This window comes from Rhodospirillales bacterium (assembly GCA_016872535.1).
GTDB lineage: Bacteria > Pseudomonadota > Alphaproteobacteria > Rhodospirillales > 2-12-FULL-67-15 > 2-12-FULL-67-15.
This window is the reverse complement of the sequence record VGZQ01000072.1, coordinates 1-15594: the sequence shown is the minus strand read 5'-3', so window position 1 is coordinate 15594 and position 15594 is coordinate 1. Positions and strand designations below refer to the sequence as shown.

Here is a 15594-nt window from a genome sequence, read left to right as displayed (position 1 = left end):
GGCCCGAAACCCGGCCCGCGTGGCTCGCCGCGCTCGGCCTGACCCGGCGGGTGGCGTGGATCGTCGTGCTGCTGGTGCTGGCGCCCGGAGCGCTGCTGTTCGGCGGCAAGCAGATGGGATGGTTCGGTTCGTCCGCGCCCGCGCCGACGGCCAAGCCCGCCGTTGGCGGTCCGTTCGAGCTGGTCAGTCACGAGAGCCGCGCGGTGACCGACGCCGACTATCGCGGCCGGTTGATGCTGGTCTTTTTCGGCTTCACCTATTGCCCCGACGTGTGCCCGACCGCGCTGACCGCGGTTTCGCGGGCGCTCGATCTGCTCGGCGCCGACGCGGTCCACGTTGCGCCGCTCTTCGTCACCGTCGATCCCGAACGCGACACGCCCGAACAACTCAAGGAATACGTCCGCCACTTTCATCCGCGCGTGGTCGGGCTGACCGGCACCGCCGAACAGATCGCCAAGGCGGCCAAGGCCTATCGGGTCTATTACGCCAAGGCGCGGCCGCAGGGCGCGCCGGCCGACGAATACACCATGGACCACACCGCGATCCTTTATCTGATGGGCCGGGATGGGAAGTTCCTCGCCCACTTCAGCCACGGCACCGAGCCCGAGGCGATCGCCGCCCGCGTCCGGGCCAACCTTTAGCCCCTAATCTTGCCTTTGCGCCCCCGATCCGATACCGATGGGCCATGAATCTCGTTCGCCGCAACAAGCCTCGGCCCGCCGCCAAGGCCATTGAGCCGTCGCTGCCTTTCTGGAAGAGCAAGAAGCTTTCCCAGATGGACGCCGACGAGTGGGAGTCCCTTTGCGATGGCTGCGGTAAGTGCTGCCTGCACAAGATCGAGGACGAGGACGGCACGCTCAACTTCACCCGCGTCGCCTGCCCGATGCTGCGGTTGCCCGAATGCCGCTGCTCGGACTACCGCAACCGCAACACGAAGATGCACGATTGCGTGACGCTGACCGCGACCAACGTGCCCCACATCGACTGGCTGCCGTCCACGTGCGCCTACCGCTTGATCGACGAGGGCAAGGATTTGCCGTGGTGGCACCCGCTGGTGTCGGGCGATCCCGAAACCGTGCACGCGGCCGGCCAGTCGGCGCGCGACCGCGCGATTCCCGAATCCAAGGCCGGCAACATCGAGCGCCATGTGGTCGACTGGTCGGCCTGATCTTTCATCGAAGGAGAAACACCCGTGACCGAACTGAAAGGTGATCTCAAGGGCATCATCCCCGCCGTGCTGACTCCGCTCAAATCCGACGGCGCGCCGGACACCGCCAAGCTCGCGGCCCACTGCCGCTGGCTGCTGGCGCGCGGCTCCGACGCGCTCGGGATTTTCGGCACCACCGGCGAGGCGAACTCGTTCACGGTCGCGGAACGGATCCGCGTGCTGGAAGATCTCGCCGCCGCCGGCATCGACGGCCGCCGCATGATGCCGGGCACCGGCGCGTGCGCGGTCCAGGACGCGGTCGATCTCACCCGCGCGGCGTTGAAGGCGGGCGCGGCCGGGGCCCTGATGCTGCCCGCGTTCTACTACAAGAACCCGTCCGACGAGGGCATGGCCGCGTTCTTCGCCGAGGTGATCGAGAAGGTCGGCGACAAGCGCCTCAAGGTTTATGTCTATCACTTCCCGCAAATGTCGGGCGTGCCGGTCACCTTCGGCGTGATCGAGCGGCTGCTCAAGGCCTATCCCGATACCGTGGTCGGCATGAAGGACAGCTCCGGCGATTTCGAGAACATGAAGAAGGCGGCGCACGCGTTTCCCGGCTTCGCCGTGTTCCCCGGCGCCGACCATCTGCTCTATCCGATGCTGAAGGAAGGCGGCGCCGGCGCCATTACCGCCTGCGGCAATATCGTGAGCGAGTTGTCGGCGGAAATTTATCGCGGCTTTCAGGCCGGCCGCGACATGACAGCAGGGCACGAGCGCCTGGCGGCGGCGCGGGTCGCCATGTCCAAGTTCCCCTATCCGCCCGGCCTGAAGGCGGTGATGGCCTCGATCACCGGCGACGAGACGTGGACGCGGGTGCGCGCGCCCTTGAAGGCGTTGACCGCGGCCGAGCGCGCGGAGCTGCTCGCCGCGATCCAGGGCGTCGGCGTCGCGCTGCCCAAGGCGGCGTGAGCGAGAAGCCCCCGGCCCGCGCCGTTCCCTTGCGCGTGCGGCGCAGCGCGCGCGCCCGGCGCATGGTGCTGCGCGTCGACCACGCCCGCGACGAGGCGGTGCTCACGCTGCCCCGGCGCGCGTCGCTCAAGGAAGGCCTCGCCTTCGCCGAGAAACGGCGCGATTGGATCGCGGCCCGGCTCGCGAGCCTCCCGCCGCGGGTGCCGTTCGTTCCGGGCGCCCTCGTCCCGTTGCGCGGCGTTCCGCACGCGATTCGGCACGCCGACACGCCCGGCCGCGGCGTGGTGCGGGTGGAGGCGGGCGAAATCCGCGTCTCCGGTCGGCCCGAGCACCTGGCGCGGCGCGTCGCCGACTGGCTGAAGGCGGAAGCCAAGCGCGCGTTGGAGCCGCTCGCGCGCGCAAAAGCCGCCCGCCTCGGGGTTGCCCTCGGGCGCGTCACGGTGCGCGACACCCGGACGTTGTGGGGCTCGTGTTCGGCCAAGGGCGATCTCTCGCTCTGCTGGCGGCTGATTCTCGCCCCGCCCGTGGTCGCCGACTATGTCTGCGCGCACGAGGTCGCGCATCGGATGGTGCGTGGCCACGGGCCGCGCTTCTGGCGGTTGGCCGGGGAATTGGCGGACGACATGGAGGGCGCCCGCGCCTGGCTTGCGCGCGAGGGCGAACGCTTGCAGCGCTACGGGCTGGCCTCGCCGCGTCCGAGCGATTACGATCGCCCGATCGATCGGGGAGGAACTTCATGGCGGGACAGGTGGAAAAGCGTCTGGCGGACGCGGGGCTGACGTTGCCGGCGGCGACGAAGCCGGCAGGCAACTACGTGCCGGCGGTGGTGACCGGCAATCTCGTGTTCATGGCCGGCCAGCTGCCTTACCGCGACGGCAAGGTCGCGGTCGCGGGCAAGCTCGGCGGCGGCGTCACCGTCGAGCAGGGCTACGAGGCGGCGAAGATCTGCGCCCTCAACATCCTCGCGCAGCTCAAGGCGGCGATCGGCGATCTCGACCGGGTGCGCCGCTGCGTCCGGGTCGGCGGCTTCGTCAACTGCACGCCCGATTTCGCCGATCACGCCAAGGTCTCGAACGGGGCCTCCGACCTGATGGCGCTCGCCTTCGGCGACGCCGGGCGGCACGCGCGCACCACGGTCGGCATGGCGGCGCTGCCGGCGCAGGCCGCGGTCGAGATCGAGGCGATTTTCGAGATCGCCTAGCGGATTTCGTCATCCGCCCGCGCCGACGAAAATCACCGCACCTTATCCTTCAGCCGCGCGAACAGGAACTCGGCGATGCGCGCCGAACCCTGCGGCGTGGTGTGGACGCGGTCGTAGAAATCGCCGGGTTCGAACTCGATCTCGGAACCGAGGTCGATGCAGATGGCGTTCGCCTTCCAGCAGGCGGCCATGGCCGCGCGGTTGAACAGGATCGTTTCCGCGTACTCGGAGATGTCCGGCGCGCCGTCGGGCTTGCGCGCGAACAGCAGCTTTCCCCGTTCGCGCCGCCAGTTGCCGCGTTTCTGGGTGACGATGATCGCTTCGGCGCCGAGGGCGCGGGTTCGGCGGATCAGCTCGGTCACCCGCGCGCCGTAGCCCTCCAGCCGGCGGGCGAGGTCCGAGCCCGCCTCGGGTTCGCCGACCTCCGGTTCCGGCGTTTCGATCCACTGGAACGCCGCGTGGGGGGTGTAGACATGGATGATGCCCGCGTCCCGGGCCTCGACCGCGCCGCGCGCCGTGCGCCACAGCCGGTAGAGCGCGCTGTGGTTGGCGAGGTATTGGCGGACGCGCCGCCACCGTTGCGGGCTTTCGGCGCGGTCGAACGCGGCCTGGATGGGGTCGGCCCCGCGCGGCCCGAGGGCGAGGTCGTTGACCCCGATGTAGGCGAGGAGATAGCGGAACTTGAGCCCCGGGATCAGCGGAAGCCAGGCGTCGAAGTTGTGGAGGTGGCCGACGGTCGATTGCCCTTCGGCGCCGGCATTGACCACGTTCAGGGAAATTCCCGCGCGGGCGAAATGTTCCGCAAGCCGCGCGGTCCAGGTCTCGTCGTCGCCGACGTACATTTCGTTGGTGGTGGAGCCGCCGACGGCGAGGATGCCGATGGCGCCCGTGTGCTCGTAACGCCCGCGCAGGCCCCAGCGGTCGCGGGTGTACAGCACCGGCTCGGCGCCGGGACGAAGCGCGCTCACGTCCAGCCGCCGAACGCTGTCGCGCGGCAGGTTGAGCGCGCCGAACGAGGGACCGAACAGCCAGGTGCCGAACACCAGCTCGGCGGCGGCGATCGCGGCGAACAGCAGGCCGAGGTTGACGGCGACGACGCGAAACATAAGGGGCGTGACCGGACTGTCCCAATTAAATGACTATGCGCGGGAAGCGGCGAGAAGCCACCGAAAATAATCTCCGGAACGATGGGCGTCCAGCGCGCCGCCGCGGTCGCGCGGCCCGGAACGCCGGTCAGATGTCCCGATTCGCGGCGACAGCGAGGGCTTCCAAAAGCTCCGCGATGTTCAACGGCTTGGTCAGGTAGCGGAAAAATCCCGCCTTCATGCCGCGTTCCATATCGGCGTGGGTCGCCGCCGCGGTCAGCGCGATGACCGGAATATGCGCCGTTTCCTGCATCGCGCGCAAGCGCCGCAGGACGTCGTATCCGTTCATGCCCGGCAGGTTGATGTCGAGAAGGATGACGTCGGGAACGGACGATTTGGCGCTTTCGATCCCCAGTTCGCCGGTGTGCGCGGTCGTCAGTTCGAAGTCCGGAACTTGCTGCACGATCTTGCGGACGAGTTCGAGATTCGCCGGGTTGTCCTCGATATAAAGAATCCGGGACGCGGACGTTTTCGGCTGGGCGATGGGCGTCGGTTCCATCGCGGGCGCCGCCGTCGTTTTTGATTCGGCCCTGGGCAACTCGATCCAGAAGACGCTGCCGACGTCCGGCTCGCTGTCGCAGCCGATGCGCCCGTTCATCAGCGCGGTCAATTCACGGGTCAAGGCGAGTCCGATGCCGCTGCCCTCGATCTGCCGGGCTTCGGCGCCGAGACGGCTGAACGGCCGGAACAGTTCGTCTTGCCGTTCGCGGGGAATTCCCACGCCGGTGTCGGATACGGCGATGCGGATCGATCGGTCGGATATCGCCGCGACGGTAATGGTCACCCCGCCGCCGTCCCGGTTGTACTTGACGGCGTTGCTGAGGAGGTTCAGCACGCATTGGCGCAACCGGGTGTAGTCGGCGCGGACATGCCCGACGTCGGCGATGTCCCGGGCGATGGTGATGTTCCGCTGTTGGGCCAGGCTTTCGATCAGGGGCAGGCAGTCCTCGATCGCCTGGACGGGATTCACGTCCTCGATCGATACCGACAGCTTGCCGGTTTCGATCTTGGCGAGATCGAGAATGTCGTTGATGAGGTTGAGCAGGTGCTTGCCGCCCGACAGAATCAACCGCACGCTGTCGGCCTGGGCCTTGGTCAGCGGCTCCTTCGGATTATATTGCAGCAGTTGCGCGAACCCCAGGACCGCGTTCAGGGGCGTGCGCAATTCGTGGCTCATGCGCGAGAGAAACTCGGATTTCGCGTTGTTGGCGCGTTCGGCGTCCGTCCTGGCGGCTTGCATGTCCCGCTCGATCCGTTTGCGTCCGGTGATGTCGCGGACGATGCCGGTGAAAATTTTCTTGCCCGCCACCGTCGCCTCGCTGACCGCCAGTTCCATCGGGAAAGTCGAGCCGTCCTTGCGCTGGCCGGTCAGCTCCCGCCCGAGACCTATGATCTTGGCGTCGCCGGTGCGCAGATAGTTGGCCAGATACCCGTTGTGTTCGTCGCGATAGGGCCGGGGCATCAGCATCTTGATGTTCCGGCCGACGACCTCCGCGGCGCCGTATCCGAATATTTTCGTGGCCGCCGGATTGAAGGTTTCCACGATCCCGCGCTGGTCGATGGTGACGATTCCGTCGGCCGCCGTTTCGAGGATCATCCGTGTGCGCCAGCTCATCTCCTCGGCCAGTTCCTGGGCGCGCACGCGCCCGGCGGACATGTTGAAGGTGAGGCCGGCCAACAGAAGGACCAGCAGCCCCCCCGCCAGGGGCACCGCGTCCGCGCGGGCGAGCGCGGCGTGTTCCATGAACCCCGGCAGGGCGTAGAGCTCTATGGTCCAGGAATGCCCGTAGAAGTTCATGATCCGGGTCGCGCGAAAATCGGGCCGGAAATTCTCGGGAGTATCGGAGGCGTACATTTTCCGCTCTTCGTCGCTGCCCGCCGTGCCGTCGAGAACGACGAAACCGATGCCGAGGTTCCGTCCGCCCAGCACCCCGTCCATCAGGTCGTTCATCCGATAGGGGCTGTAGACGAAACCCTCCAGCGCCTCCCACCGTTCGCGGGCCGTGTCCGTCGGCCATCCCCGGCGGTAAACCGGCGCGTACATCAGAAAACCGGCCTGCTGCGGCCCGTGCGTTTCCTGGACCAGGGTGACCTTGCCGGATATCGTCGGCTTGCCGGTTTCCGCCGCGTGCTGCATGGTTTTCCGGCGCGTCGGTTCGGAAAGCATGTCGTAGCCGAAAGCGGCGAGGTTCCTGTCGGCGAACGGTTCGATATAGACGACCGGCGTGTAAAGGTCCCGCGCGCCCGCGGGCCGGATCGCGTAATCGGGAAACCCTTCCGCGCGCACCGCCGCGACGTGGGCCGGCAGGTCGGCTGGCCGGACGGCCTTGCTGTAGCCCACTCCCTGGATGCCCGGATAATTCCGCGCGAGGTCCAGGCGCCGGATATAGGCGCGCCACTCGATCCGGTCGACCGAACCGCTCGCGTCGAAAAGCCCCGCTCCGCCGAGCAGGATCTGCGCGTGATCGTGCATGCGATCCTCGATCGCCTCGACCACCGACCGCGCGCGGTTTGCGAATATTTCCTCGGCGCTCTTCAAGGCCTGCGCGCGCAGGACGGACCATACGGCGAACACCAGGGCCGCGCCGATCGCAAGCGCCAGCCATGTCGGCCAACCGTGCTTGCTGAACAGATACCGCAGGAAGCCGCGCGGCGCGCGCAACCGCCGTTCGGGCGCGGCCGTCGATGGCGGATCGCCGGGGGATATGGGCGAATGATCGATCAACGAAGAGGCCCGGATGTGAAGGAAGACGGCGGCATGGAGGTGCCGTCCGCCCGCGCGGCGCGAAAGCTCGCAAAAATAAAATACGCCGCGGGCGGGAACAACGGCGTTTTCGGCGCTTTGCGGCCGGCGGAAAGGGAAGCTGGCGCACCCGGCGAGACTCGAACTCACGACCTCTGCCTTCGGAGGGCAGCGCTCTATCCAACTGAGCTACGGGTGCGGCGCGCTTTGCGGGCGTAATGGCCGCGACGTTAGCCGACGCGCCCCGAAAGCGGCACTTGACAAAATTCCTATTATAGGTTATATGGAACGCGAGCCCGGTTTCGCGTTCTTGGACATGGTGAATAAGGATGGAAAAAAGACGGCGCCTCGGGCCGGGCAACGGCCCGCGCGCGTCCGGGCCCGCGGCCGGATGCCTACAAATGCCTACACGAAACGGGCTGTTTCGAGAAATATCAACGCCTTAGGCCGGTTTTGCCCCGCGTTCCCCCGGCGTTACCTTGCTTTCGCCGGCGGTTATCCGCCCGGTTCGTCGTCGAGGGCGACGTCGACGGCGATCCGGTCGGCGCCCGAGGGCAGCGGTGCGTGTCCGTCCTCGATCCACGCGGCGATGTCGGCGAGCGGAACGTCGGCCGCGAGGTCGCGGAGCAGCATGTGATAGCCCGCGGCGTAGAACGCGGTCTTTTGCCGCTCCTTGGTGGCGGGCAACCGCTCGATCATCCGCCGGGTCGGCGCCTTGGGGATGATCTCGTCCTTCCGCCCGTAGAGAATGAGCGCGCGCGCCTCGAACCGCGCCGCGCCGTCGAGGGCCTCGTCCATCAGGCCGACCAGGCCGTGCACCGCGTCGATGCGCGTTTCCTTGCGTACCAGCGGATCGCGCCCCAGCGCCCGCAGCATCTCGATGTTGTCGGAAGGCGTGATGCGCAGGCTCCGCCCCGAAATGTTCATCGCCGGGGCGAGATGCGCGCCGAGCCAGAGGGCGGCGCGCTGGTACCACGGCATGGTGGCGCGGCCCCACACCGCGGGCGCCGACAGGATCGCGCCTTCCCCCGGCAACGGCGCTTCCGCGCCCGCCGCCAGGATCACCGCGCCGCCCATGCTCTCGCCCAGAAGATAAAGCGGCGCCTCCGGGTGGCGCGCCTGCACCAAGCGGGCGAACGCGCGCAAGTCGTCCTTCATCGCCCGCGTCCCGGGCCACAGGCCCGGCTTCGCGGTCGCGCCGAAGCCGCGCTGGTCGTAGGCGTAACTGGCGATGCCGCGCGCGCGCAGGGCCTCGCCCGGCGCGTCGAAGAAGTTGGAATAATCGTTGAACCCGTGCAGCGCGACGACCACCGCCTTCGGCCGCGCGTCGTCCGGCATCCAGACGCGGAACGGCAGCGCGGCGCCGTCGGCGGCGTGGAAGAAATAATCGTGCAAGCGCGGCGGATACGCGGCCGGACCCGGAAGCTCGACGATCGGCGCGCAACCGGCGAGGAGCAGAAGCAACGCGCCTAGAACATGGCGCGGTCGAATGGGATTACCCCCCTCACCCTTCCCTCTCCCCCCGCCACTCGCGGGGGGAGAGGGTTGCGAAGGGTTGGCGCGGGCGTCAGCCCGCGCCTTATCCGAAGCTGGGTGAGGGGGGGTCATCGCTTCTCTTCTCCCGAACGAGTCAGGGTGAGGAAAATGTCCTCGAGGTCCGCTTCGCGCGTCGACACGTCGCGGATGGCCAGGCCCGCCTCGCGCACCGCCGCCAGGATCGCGCCGCCGTCGACCCGGCTCGGCGGGTAATGGAACACCAGCCGGTCGGGCGCCGGGTTCTCGACGTGGAACGGCTTGAGCGGCTCGGGCAGGACGCGGCCCACCGGCGCGGCGAGGATGACGGTCATCTCCTTGGAATCGAGGCGGCGGAGCAGCGTCTCCTTCGCCTCGCACGCGATCAGCCGGCCGCGGTTGATGATGGCGATGGAATCGCAGAGCGCCTCGGCTTCCTCGAGGTAATGGGTGGTGAGCAGGATGGTGGTGCCGCGCGCGTTGAGCCCGCGCACGTAATCCCATAGCTGGCGGCGGAGTTCCACGTCGACGCCGGCGGTCGGCTCGTCCAGCACCAGCACCGGCGGCGCGTGCACCATCGCCTTGGCCACCAGCAGGCGCCTTCGCATCCCGCCCGACAGCGCGCGGGCGTAGGCGTTGGCCTTGTCGGCGAGGCCGACCGCCTCCAGGATGGCGTCGGTGCGGCGCTTAGGTTTCGGCACGCCGTAGAGCCCGGCCTGCAGTTCCAGCAGCTCGCGCGGCGTGAAGAACGGATCGATGTTCAGCTCCTGCGGCACCACGCCGATCGAGGCGCGCGCGCTTCGCATCTCGGCCTCGATGTCGTAGCCCCAGACCCGCGCCGCGCCGGAAGTTTTCACCACCAGCCCGGCCAGGATGTTGATGAGGGTCGATTTGCCCGCCCCGTTGGGACCGAGCAAGCCGAAGAACGACCCGCGCGGGACCTTGAGGCCGACCGCGTCGAGCGCCGCGCGCCCGCCCCGCCCGTTGGCGCCGGCGTAGGTCTTCGAGAGGTTCTCGGTCTCGATGGCGAAGTCGGGCAGGGACGGTTCGGTCATTGAATGCGGTTGTTGAACGCGATCATTGAATATGGGGGACGATCCGCTATCATCGGGCGCCATCATCCGAAAGAGAAACGCTCCGGACAAGGCCGATGAACGACACCCTGGCGCGCGATGCGGACACGATCACGGTCGATACGCCGGCGGTCGCCTGCGACGGCAACGGATCTCTCGGCCATCCCCGGGTGTTCCTGCGCATCGGCTCTTCGGGCGAAATCGTCTGTCCCTATTGCAGCCGGCGCTTCGTGCTGGCCGAAGGCGCCTCCGCCGACGCGGGGCACTAGGCGGTGGCCGCGAAGCCCAAGGCCGCGCATAAGCCGGATGTCGTGCGCTCGGCGCGCGCAAGACCGCCGCATGTCTTCCTGATCGACGGTTCGGGGTTCATCTTCCGCGCCTTCCACGCGCTGCCGCCGATGACGCGCCCGGACGGAACGCCGGTCAACGCCGTCTACGGCTTCGTCAACATGCTGTTGAAGCTGATCGAGGACGCCGACGCCGAATACGTGGCGGTGGTGTTCGACCGGGCGCGGCGCACGTTCCGCAACGACCTCTACCCCGATTACAAGGCGCACCGGCCCGACCCGCCCGAGGAACTGGTGCCGCAGTTCGCCCTCGTCCACGAATCGGTGCGCGCCATGAACGTGGCCGAACTGGGGATCGAGGGCTTCGAGGCGGACGACCTGATCGCCACCTACGCCCGGCTCGCGCGCGAGGCCGGGCATCAGGTCACCATCGTCTCCTCGGACAAGGACCTGATGCAGCTGGTGGGCCCCGGCGTCGTCATGCTCGACGCCATGAAGAACCGGACCATCGGGCCGGAGCAGGTCAAGGAGAAGTTCGGCGTCGGCCCGGAAAAGGTGATCGACGTGCAGGCTCTCGCCGGCGATTCGACCGACAACGTGCCCGGGGTGCCGGGCATCGGGGTCAAGACCGCGGCCGAACTGATCGAAAAATACGGCGATCTCGACACGCTGCTTTCGCGCGCGGGCGAGATCGCCCAGCCGAAACGGCGCGAGGCCCTGGTCGCGCACGCCGAGGACGCCCGCGTCAGCCGCGAACTGGTGCGCCTCAAGGACGACGTGCCGGTCAAGGGCGGTTTGGCGGTGCTCAAGAAACGCCCGCCCGACTGGCCGAAATTGCTCGCGTTCCTGGCCGAGCAGAACTTCCGTTCCATCGCCGCCCGGGTCGCCAGTCGCCACAACCTCGACCTCGGCGCCTTGCCTGAACCGAAGAAGAAAGAAAAAAAGGAAAAAGAAAAAGCCGAAACTCGGGAAGCGCCGGCGCCGATCCCCGAGGCGCCAATCCTCGATCCTGGCGGCAAGCCCGATCCCAAGCTGTACGAGCTGGTGCAGGACGAAGCGGCGCTCGCGCGCTGGATCGCGGCGGCGACCGAGGCGGGCCGGGTTGCGGTCGACACCGAAACTACGTCCTTGGATCCCTTCCGCGCGGCATTGGTCGGCGTCTCGCTCGGATTGCCTGACGGGCGCGCGTGCTACATCCCGCTCGGCCACGTCGGCGCCGCCGCTCAAGGCGCGTTCGATCTCGGCGACGGCGGCGGCAAGTCGGCGCACGGGGACGCGCCGATGCAGATTCCCCTGAAGCGCGCCGTCGCGCTCCTGAAGCCGCTGCTGGAAGACGCGACCGTCCTCAAGATCGGGCAAAACATAAAATACGACATGCAGGTGCTCGCTCGCCACGGCATCGCCATCCGGCCGTTCGACGACACCATGCTGCTCTCCTACGTGCTCGAAGGCGGTCTCCACGGCCACGGCATGGATGAATTGTCCGAGCTGCATCTCGGCCACAAGACGATCACATTTTCCGACGTGACCGGCAGCGGCAAATCCCAGATCACCTTCGACCGCGTGCCGCTCGACAAGGCGCTCGCCTACGCCGCCGAGGACGCGGACGTCACCTATCGCCTGCACCGGGTTCTGAAGCCGCGCCTTGCGGCCGAACATTTGGTCACGGTCTACGAAACGCTCGAACGCCCGCTGGTGCCGGTGCTGGCGGCGATGGAACGGGAAGGAATCAAGGTCGACGCCGGGGTCCTGAAGGACCTGAGCGACGATTTCGCCAAGCGCCTCGCCCATCTCGAAGGGAACATTCACCGCCTGGCGGGCCGCGAATTCAACGTCGGCTCGCCGAAGCAGTTGGGCGAAATCCTGTTCGACGAGATGAAGCTCGACGGGGGCAAGAAAGCCAAGACCGGCGCCTACGTCACCGACGCCGAGACCCTCGAAGACCTCGCCGCCGCCGGCCACGAACTGCCCGCCCGCGTGCTCGAATGGCGCCAGCTCGCCAAGCTCAAGAGCACCTACGCCGACGCGCTGCTCGCCGAAATCAATCCCGACACCGGGCGGGTGCACACGTCGTATGCGCAGGCCGTCGCCTCGACCGGGCGGCTGTCGTCGTCGGATCCCAATCTGCAGAACATCCCGATCCGCACCGACGAAGGGCGCAAGATCCGCCGCGCCTTCGTCGCCGACAAGGGCTGGCGGCTGGTGTCGGCGGATTACTCGCAGATCGAGCTGCGCCTCTTGGCCCACGTCGCCGGCATCGACGCGCTCAAGGAAGCGTTCCGCCAGGGCCACGACATCCACGCCATGACCGCGTCCCAGGTGTTCGGCGTGCCGATGAAGGGCATGGACGCCAACGTGCGCCGGCGCGCCAAGGCGATCAATTTCGGCATCATCTACGGCATCTCGGCCTTCGGGCTCGCGCGCCAGCTCTCGATCCCGCGCGAGGAAGCGGCGCGCTACATCGACGCCTACTTCGAGCGCTATCCCGGCATCCGCGACTACATGGAGCGCACCAAGGCCGCGGCCCGCCGCCGGGGCTTCGTTACCACGCTGTTCGGGCGCAAATGCCACGTGCGCGGCATCAACGACAAAAACCAGGCGCTGCGCGGCTTCGCCGAACGGGCCGCCATCAACGCGCCGATCCAGGGCGGCGCCGCCGACATCATCAAGCGCGCCATGACGCGGCTGCCCGCCACGCTCGCCAAGGCCAGGCTCAAGGCGCGCATGCTGCTCCAGGTCCACGACGAGCTGGTGTTCGAGGTGCCGGCGGCCGAGGTCGACGCGACCGCCGAGGTGGCGAAGAAGATCATGGAAAGCGCCGCCCATCTCGACGGCGTGCCGCTGGTGGTGGATGTCGGCCGCGGCGCCAACTGGGACGAGGCGCACTGAGGCATCTAGAGTATGATCCTATTTGGTCGGATCATACTCTAAGCGCGCCGGAAACGCTCCCGATCAGGCGTTTACGACCCGGGCCCTGTTTTGCGACAAAAAAAACGCCGGATCGGCGTCGGCCTTGCCGAAATAATAGCCCTGGCCCAGATGGACGTCGCAACCGGCCAGGAACTTGGCCAGCGGTTCGTCCTCGACCATTTCGGCGATGGTTTCGATACCCATGCTGTTGCACAACGTCGCCATCGAGGCGAGGAACGCCCGTCCCTTGTCGGTGGCATAGGCGCGCTTGACGACGGGGCCGTCGAACTTGACCGTGTCCACGTCCAGCGTGTTGAGGTAATCGAAGCTGGCCGCGCCCGCGCCGAAATCGTCGAGCGCCATCTTGAATCCTTTTTTGCGGAATCCTTGGATCGCGCGGTTGACGCCTTCCAAATCCTTGATCTCGGACGATTCGGTGATCTCGAACATGATTTTGCCGGCGATGTTGGTGGCGCTGCCGAGAAGAGAGAGGATCGTGGCGTTGAAATCCGCGTTGCCGATCGAATGGCCGGAAATATTGACCGCGATCGGCGGCAAGCCGGCGAGGGCGCTCTTCACCGCGAAGTCGATGGCCTTGCGGGTAACCGCTAGGTCGAATTCGGCAACGATGCCCATTTCTTCGGCCAAGGTAATCATTTCATAGGGTGACGAGGTGCCTTTCTTGCCGCCCTCGCGGAAGCGGGTCAGCGCCTCGAAGTGGTGTACTTGGTGCGTCTTCAGATGGCAGATCGGCATGTAAACCAGGTCGAAATTCCGGGTTCGGCAGATGGCCTGGAAAGTTTCGACCATTTTCATGGTTTCGGTGACCCGGCTTTCGAGCAAACTGCTCATGCTCTTGTTCTCGACCGCGCTGGGATTCTTGGAAAAGGTTCGCATCGAGTAGATCAAAGCCTTGACGATTTGATCCTCGGTCAACGCCGCCGGATCGATTTCGATGGTGCTGGTCTTGGATTTGAGTTGGGCGGCGGCGGAGTGGACTTGGCACGTGGCGGCCAACATTTCCTGGTTGACCGCGGGGATGTCCACGTTATCGCCGTGCACGAAACCGAAATTTTCCCCGTCGATCCGGGTGGCGGTGTCGCCGCCCACGGAATAGCGATTCAAGACGCCGCCGATGGCCTTGAGGACATTCTCGTGCGCGCCCTTGGGTATTTCGCCGCGCAAATTTTCTAGGTTGGCGACGTTGACCATGGTCACCTTGGTCTTCTGGCCGGCGTCCTGCATGGACTTGATCCGCTCGGCGGCGACGGCGGCGAATTCGTTTTTGGCCATGAGGCCCGTTTCGGAGTCGCGCGCGATCGGGGCGCGCGAGGTGTCGATGATTCGACGGGGCGCCACTTTCAGAGCGACAAAAAAATGACCGTCGAAATCGGCGGCCCGGTACCCGGCCAAGGCCACCTGGGCAATCGCGCCGCTGGCAAGCGGCATTTCCAGCATCACATCGTCGATCCGCCCCTGGGCGCCCGCGCCCGCGAGCAGGTCGGCGATCAGGGCGCCGCCTTTATCCGTGAACAAGCCCTTGAAGGGGATGCCTTTGAGTGCGTCGGGCGCCTTTCCGAGGAGACGGTCCGTTGCGCCGGCGGCAAAGACGACGTTTTGTCGATCGTCCAACTCGAACAACGCGTCGGCGCGGCAAAATGCCAGCGCCACGAAACGTTGCGCCAATGAAGCGCTGCCCTGGGAAGTCATCCCGCGCTCCCTAAACTTGATCGCAAATATGGTTCTGTTTTGATTAAGCGTATTCTACCCTTATTCCCTTATTCGGGCGAAATGAAAAATGTAATATTTTCGATCATATCCCTCCTTTGGAGGGGTTAAGTTCCGAACGAAGACTTGCCCGGATTGGAAAATCGGCGCGCGCGTCGATAGACCCGGTAGCCGAGCAGGAAGGCGAGGATCAGGGCGTAGAGCAGGGGTTCGCGCCAATCGGCCTTGACCATCATGAAGAAGTGGAACACTCCGCCGATGCCGGCGAGATAGACGAGGCGATGCAGCGCCTGCCAGCGCTTGGGGCCGAGGCGCTTGACCATGCCGGCGGTCGAGGTCGCCGCCATCGGCAGCAGGATCGCGAACACCACCATGCCGACGGTGATGTAGTTGCGCTTGACGATGTCCTTCAGGATTTCCGCCCAGTCGAAGAAATGGGTGGCGACCACGTAGCTCAGCACGTGGAGAGTCGCGTAGAAGAAGGCGTAAAGCCCGATCATGCGGCGAAAGCGCGCGAGCTGCGGCCAGCCGCCGATCAGGCGGAGCGGCGTCACGGCAAGCGCGATCAGGAGAAAACGGAGCGCCCAGTCGCCGAGGAAGCGGTTGACGTATTCCTGCGGGTGCGCGCCGAAGCCCGCCGTCAGGCCGCGATGGGCGAGCCACGCGAGCGGCGCGAGGCACAGGACAAAAACGATCGCTTTCGCGATGGGCGGCTTGGCGAAGCGGGACATGCCGGGGGCGAGCATAACCCGCCAGGACGGAAGCCTAATAGAGCTTGGCGAGGTCCATGCCCTTGTAGAGGTGCGCCACGTCCTCCTCGTAGCCGTTGAACATCAAGGTCGGCTTGCGCGGCGAGAAGAACGGATCGCCGATGACGCG

The 15594-nt window shown here is 66.6% G+C and carries 14 protein-coding genes and 1 tRNA gene; 7 read left to right on the top strand and 8 right to left on the bottom strand.

The genetic code is table 11. The features are described from left to right. Positions 1-113 precede the first annotated feature (113 nt). From FJ311_13020 to FJ311_13000, 5 genes are all read left to right on the top strand, one after another. A complete protein-coding gene (locus tag FJ311_13020; GenBank protein MBM3952359.1) occupies positions 114-641 on the top strand; it encodes an SCO family protein in 528 nt (175 codons plus the stop codon). A 44-nt stretch (positions 642-685) separates the two neighbouring features. Beyond that, entirely contained in the window at positions 686-1168 is a 483-nt protein-coding gene (locus FJ311_13015; protein MBM3952358.1) for a YcgN family cysteine cluster protein, read from the top strand. Positions 1169-1174: 6 nt separating this feature from the next. Beyond that, positions 1175-2116: a dihydrodipicolinate synthase family protein gene (locus tag FJ311_13010; protein MBM3952357.1), complete on the top strand. Its 942-nt coding sequence runs from the start codon at positions 1175-1177 to the stop codon at positions 2114-2116. A 62-nt stretch (positions 2117-2178) separates the two neighbouring features. Beyond that, entirely contained in the window at positions 2179-2895 is a 717-nt protein-coding gene (locus FJ311_13005; protein MBM3952356.1) for a M48 family metallopeptidase, read from the top strand. Continuing rightward, complete coding sequence (locus FJ311_13000; GenBank protein ID MBM3952355.1) at positions 2853-3317, top strand: RidA family protein; 465 nt, start codon at positions 2853-2855, stop codon at positions 3315-3317. Before FJ311_13005 ends, FJ311_13000 begins: the two co-directional genes overlap by 43 nt. A 32-nt stretch (positions 3318-3349) precedes the next feature. Here the strand turns inward: FJ311_13000 and FJ311_12995 are convergent, their stop codons facing one another. From FJ311_12995 to FJ311_12975, 5 genes are all read right to left on the bottom strand, one after another. Next, positions 3350-4423, bottom strand: coding sequence for a hypothetical protein (locus FJ311_12995; GenBank protein MBM3952354.1), 1074 nt, complete (start codon positions 4421-4423; stop codon positions 3350-3352). Positions 4424-4550: 127 nt separating this feature from the next. Next, the gene (locus tag FJ311_12990) at positions 4551-7355 is read right to left on the bottom strand and encodes a PAS domain S-box protein (GenBank protein ID MBM3952353.1); all 2805 of its coding nucleotides are present in this window, start codon (positions 7353-7355) and stop codon (positions 4551-4553) included. Next, positions 7328-7404: transfer RNA gene (locus tag FJ311_12985), tRNA-Arg, on the bottom strand. The genes FJ311_12990 and FJ311_12985 overlap by 28 nt, the downstream gene beginning before the upstream one ends. Before the next feature lie 296 nt (positions 7405-7700). Beyond that, on the bottom strand, positions 7701-8813 hold the full coding sequence (locus tag FJ311_12980; GenBank protein ID MBM3952352.1) for an alpha/beta hydrolase: 1113 nt from the start codon (positions 8811-8813) through the stop codon (positions 7701-7703). After that, complete coding sequence (locus FJ311_12975; protein MBM3952351.1) at positions 8810-9772, bottom strand: ABC transporter ATP-binding protein; 963 nt, start codon at positions 9770-9772, stop codon at positions 8810-8812. Before FJ311_12975 ends, FJ311_12980 begins: the two co-directional genes overlap by 4 nt. A 95-nt stretch (positions 9773-9867) precedes the next feature. Here FJ311_12975 and FJ311_12970 point away from each other — a divergent pair, with 95 nt between their 5' ends. Together FJ311_12970 and polA are read left to right on the top strand one after the other, a co-directional pair. Next, positions 9868-10059, top strand: coding sequence for a zinc-finger domain-containing protein (locus FJ311_12970; GenBank protein MBM3952350.1), 192 nt, complete (start codon positions 9868-9870; stop codon positions 10057-10059). 42 nt (positions 10060-10101) lie between these two features. After that, the gene (gene polA / locus FJ311_12965; protein ID MBM3952349.1) at positions 10102-12966 is read left to right on the top strand and encodes a DNA polymerase I; all 2865 of its coding nucleotides are present in this window, start codon (positions 10102-10104) and stop codon (positions 12964-12966) included. 63 nt (positions 12967-13029) lie between these two features. Here the strand turns inward: polA and FJ311_12960 are convergent, their stop codons facing one another. The 3 genes from FJ311_12960 to FJ311_12950 form a co-directional block, all read right to left on the bottom strand. Then, positions 13030-14697 carry an EAL domain-containing protein gene (locus tag FJ311_12960; GenBank protein MBM3952348.1) on the bottom strand — a complete coding sequence of 556 codons (1668 nt, stop codon included), beginning with the start codon at positions 14695-14697 and terminating at the stop codon, positions 13030-13032. A gap of 125 nt (positions 14698-14822) precedes the next feature. Further along, positions 14823-15461 (bottom strand): sulfoxide reductase heme-binding subunit YedZ, encoded by a 639-nt coding sequence (locus FJ311_12955; protein MBM3952347.1) that lies wholly within the window; start codon positions 15459-15461, stop codon positions 14823-14825. A 19-nt stretch (positions 15462-15480) separates the two neighbouring features. Further along, on the bottom strand, positions 15481-15594 hold a 114-nt coding region (locus tag FJ311_12950; GenBank protein MBM3952346.1), incomplete at its 5' end, for a mononuclear molybdenum enzyme YedY.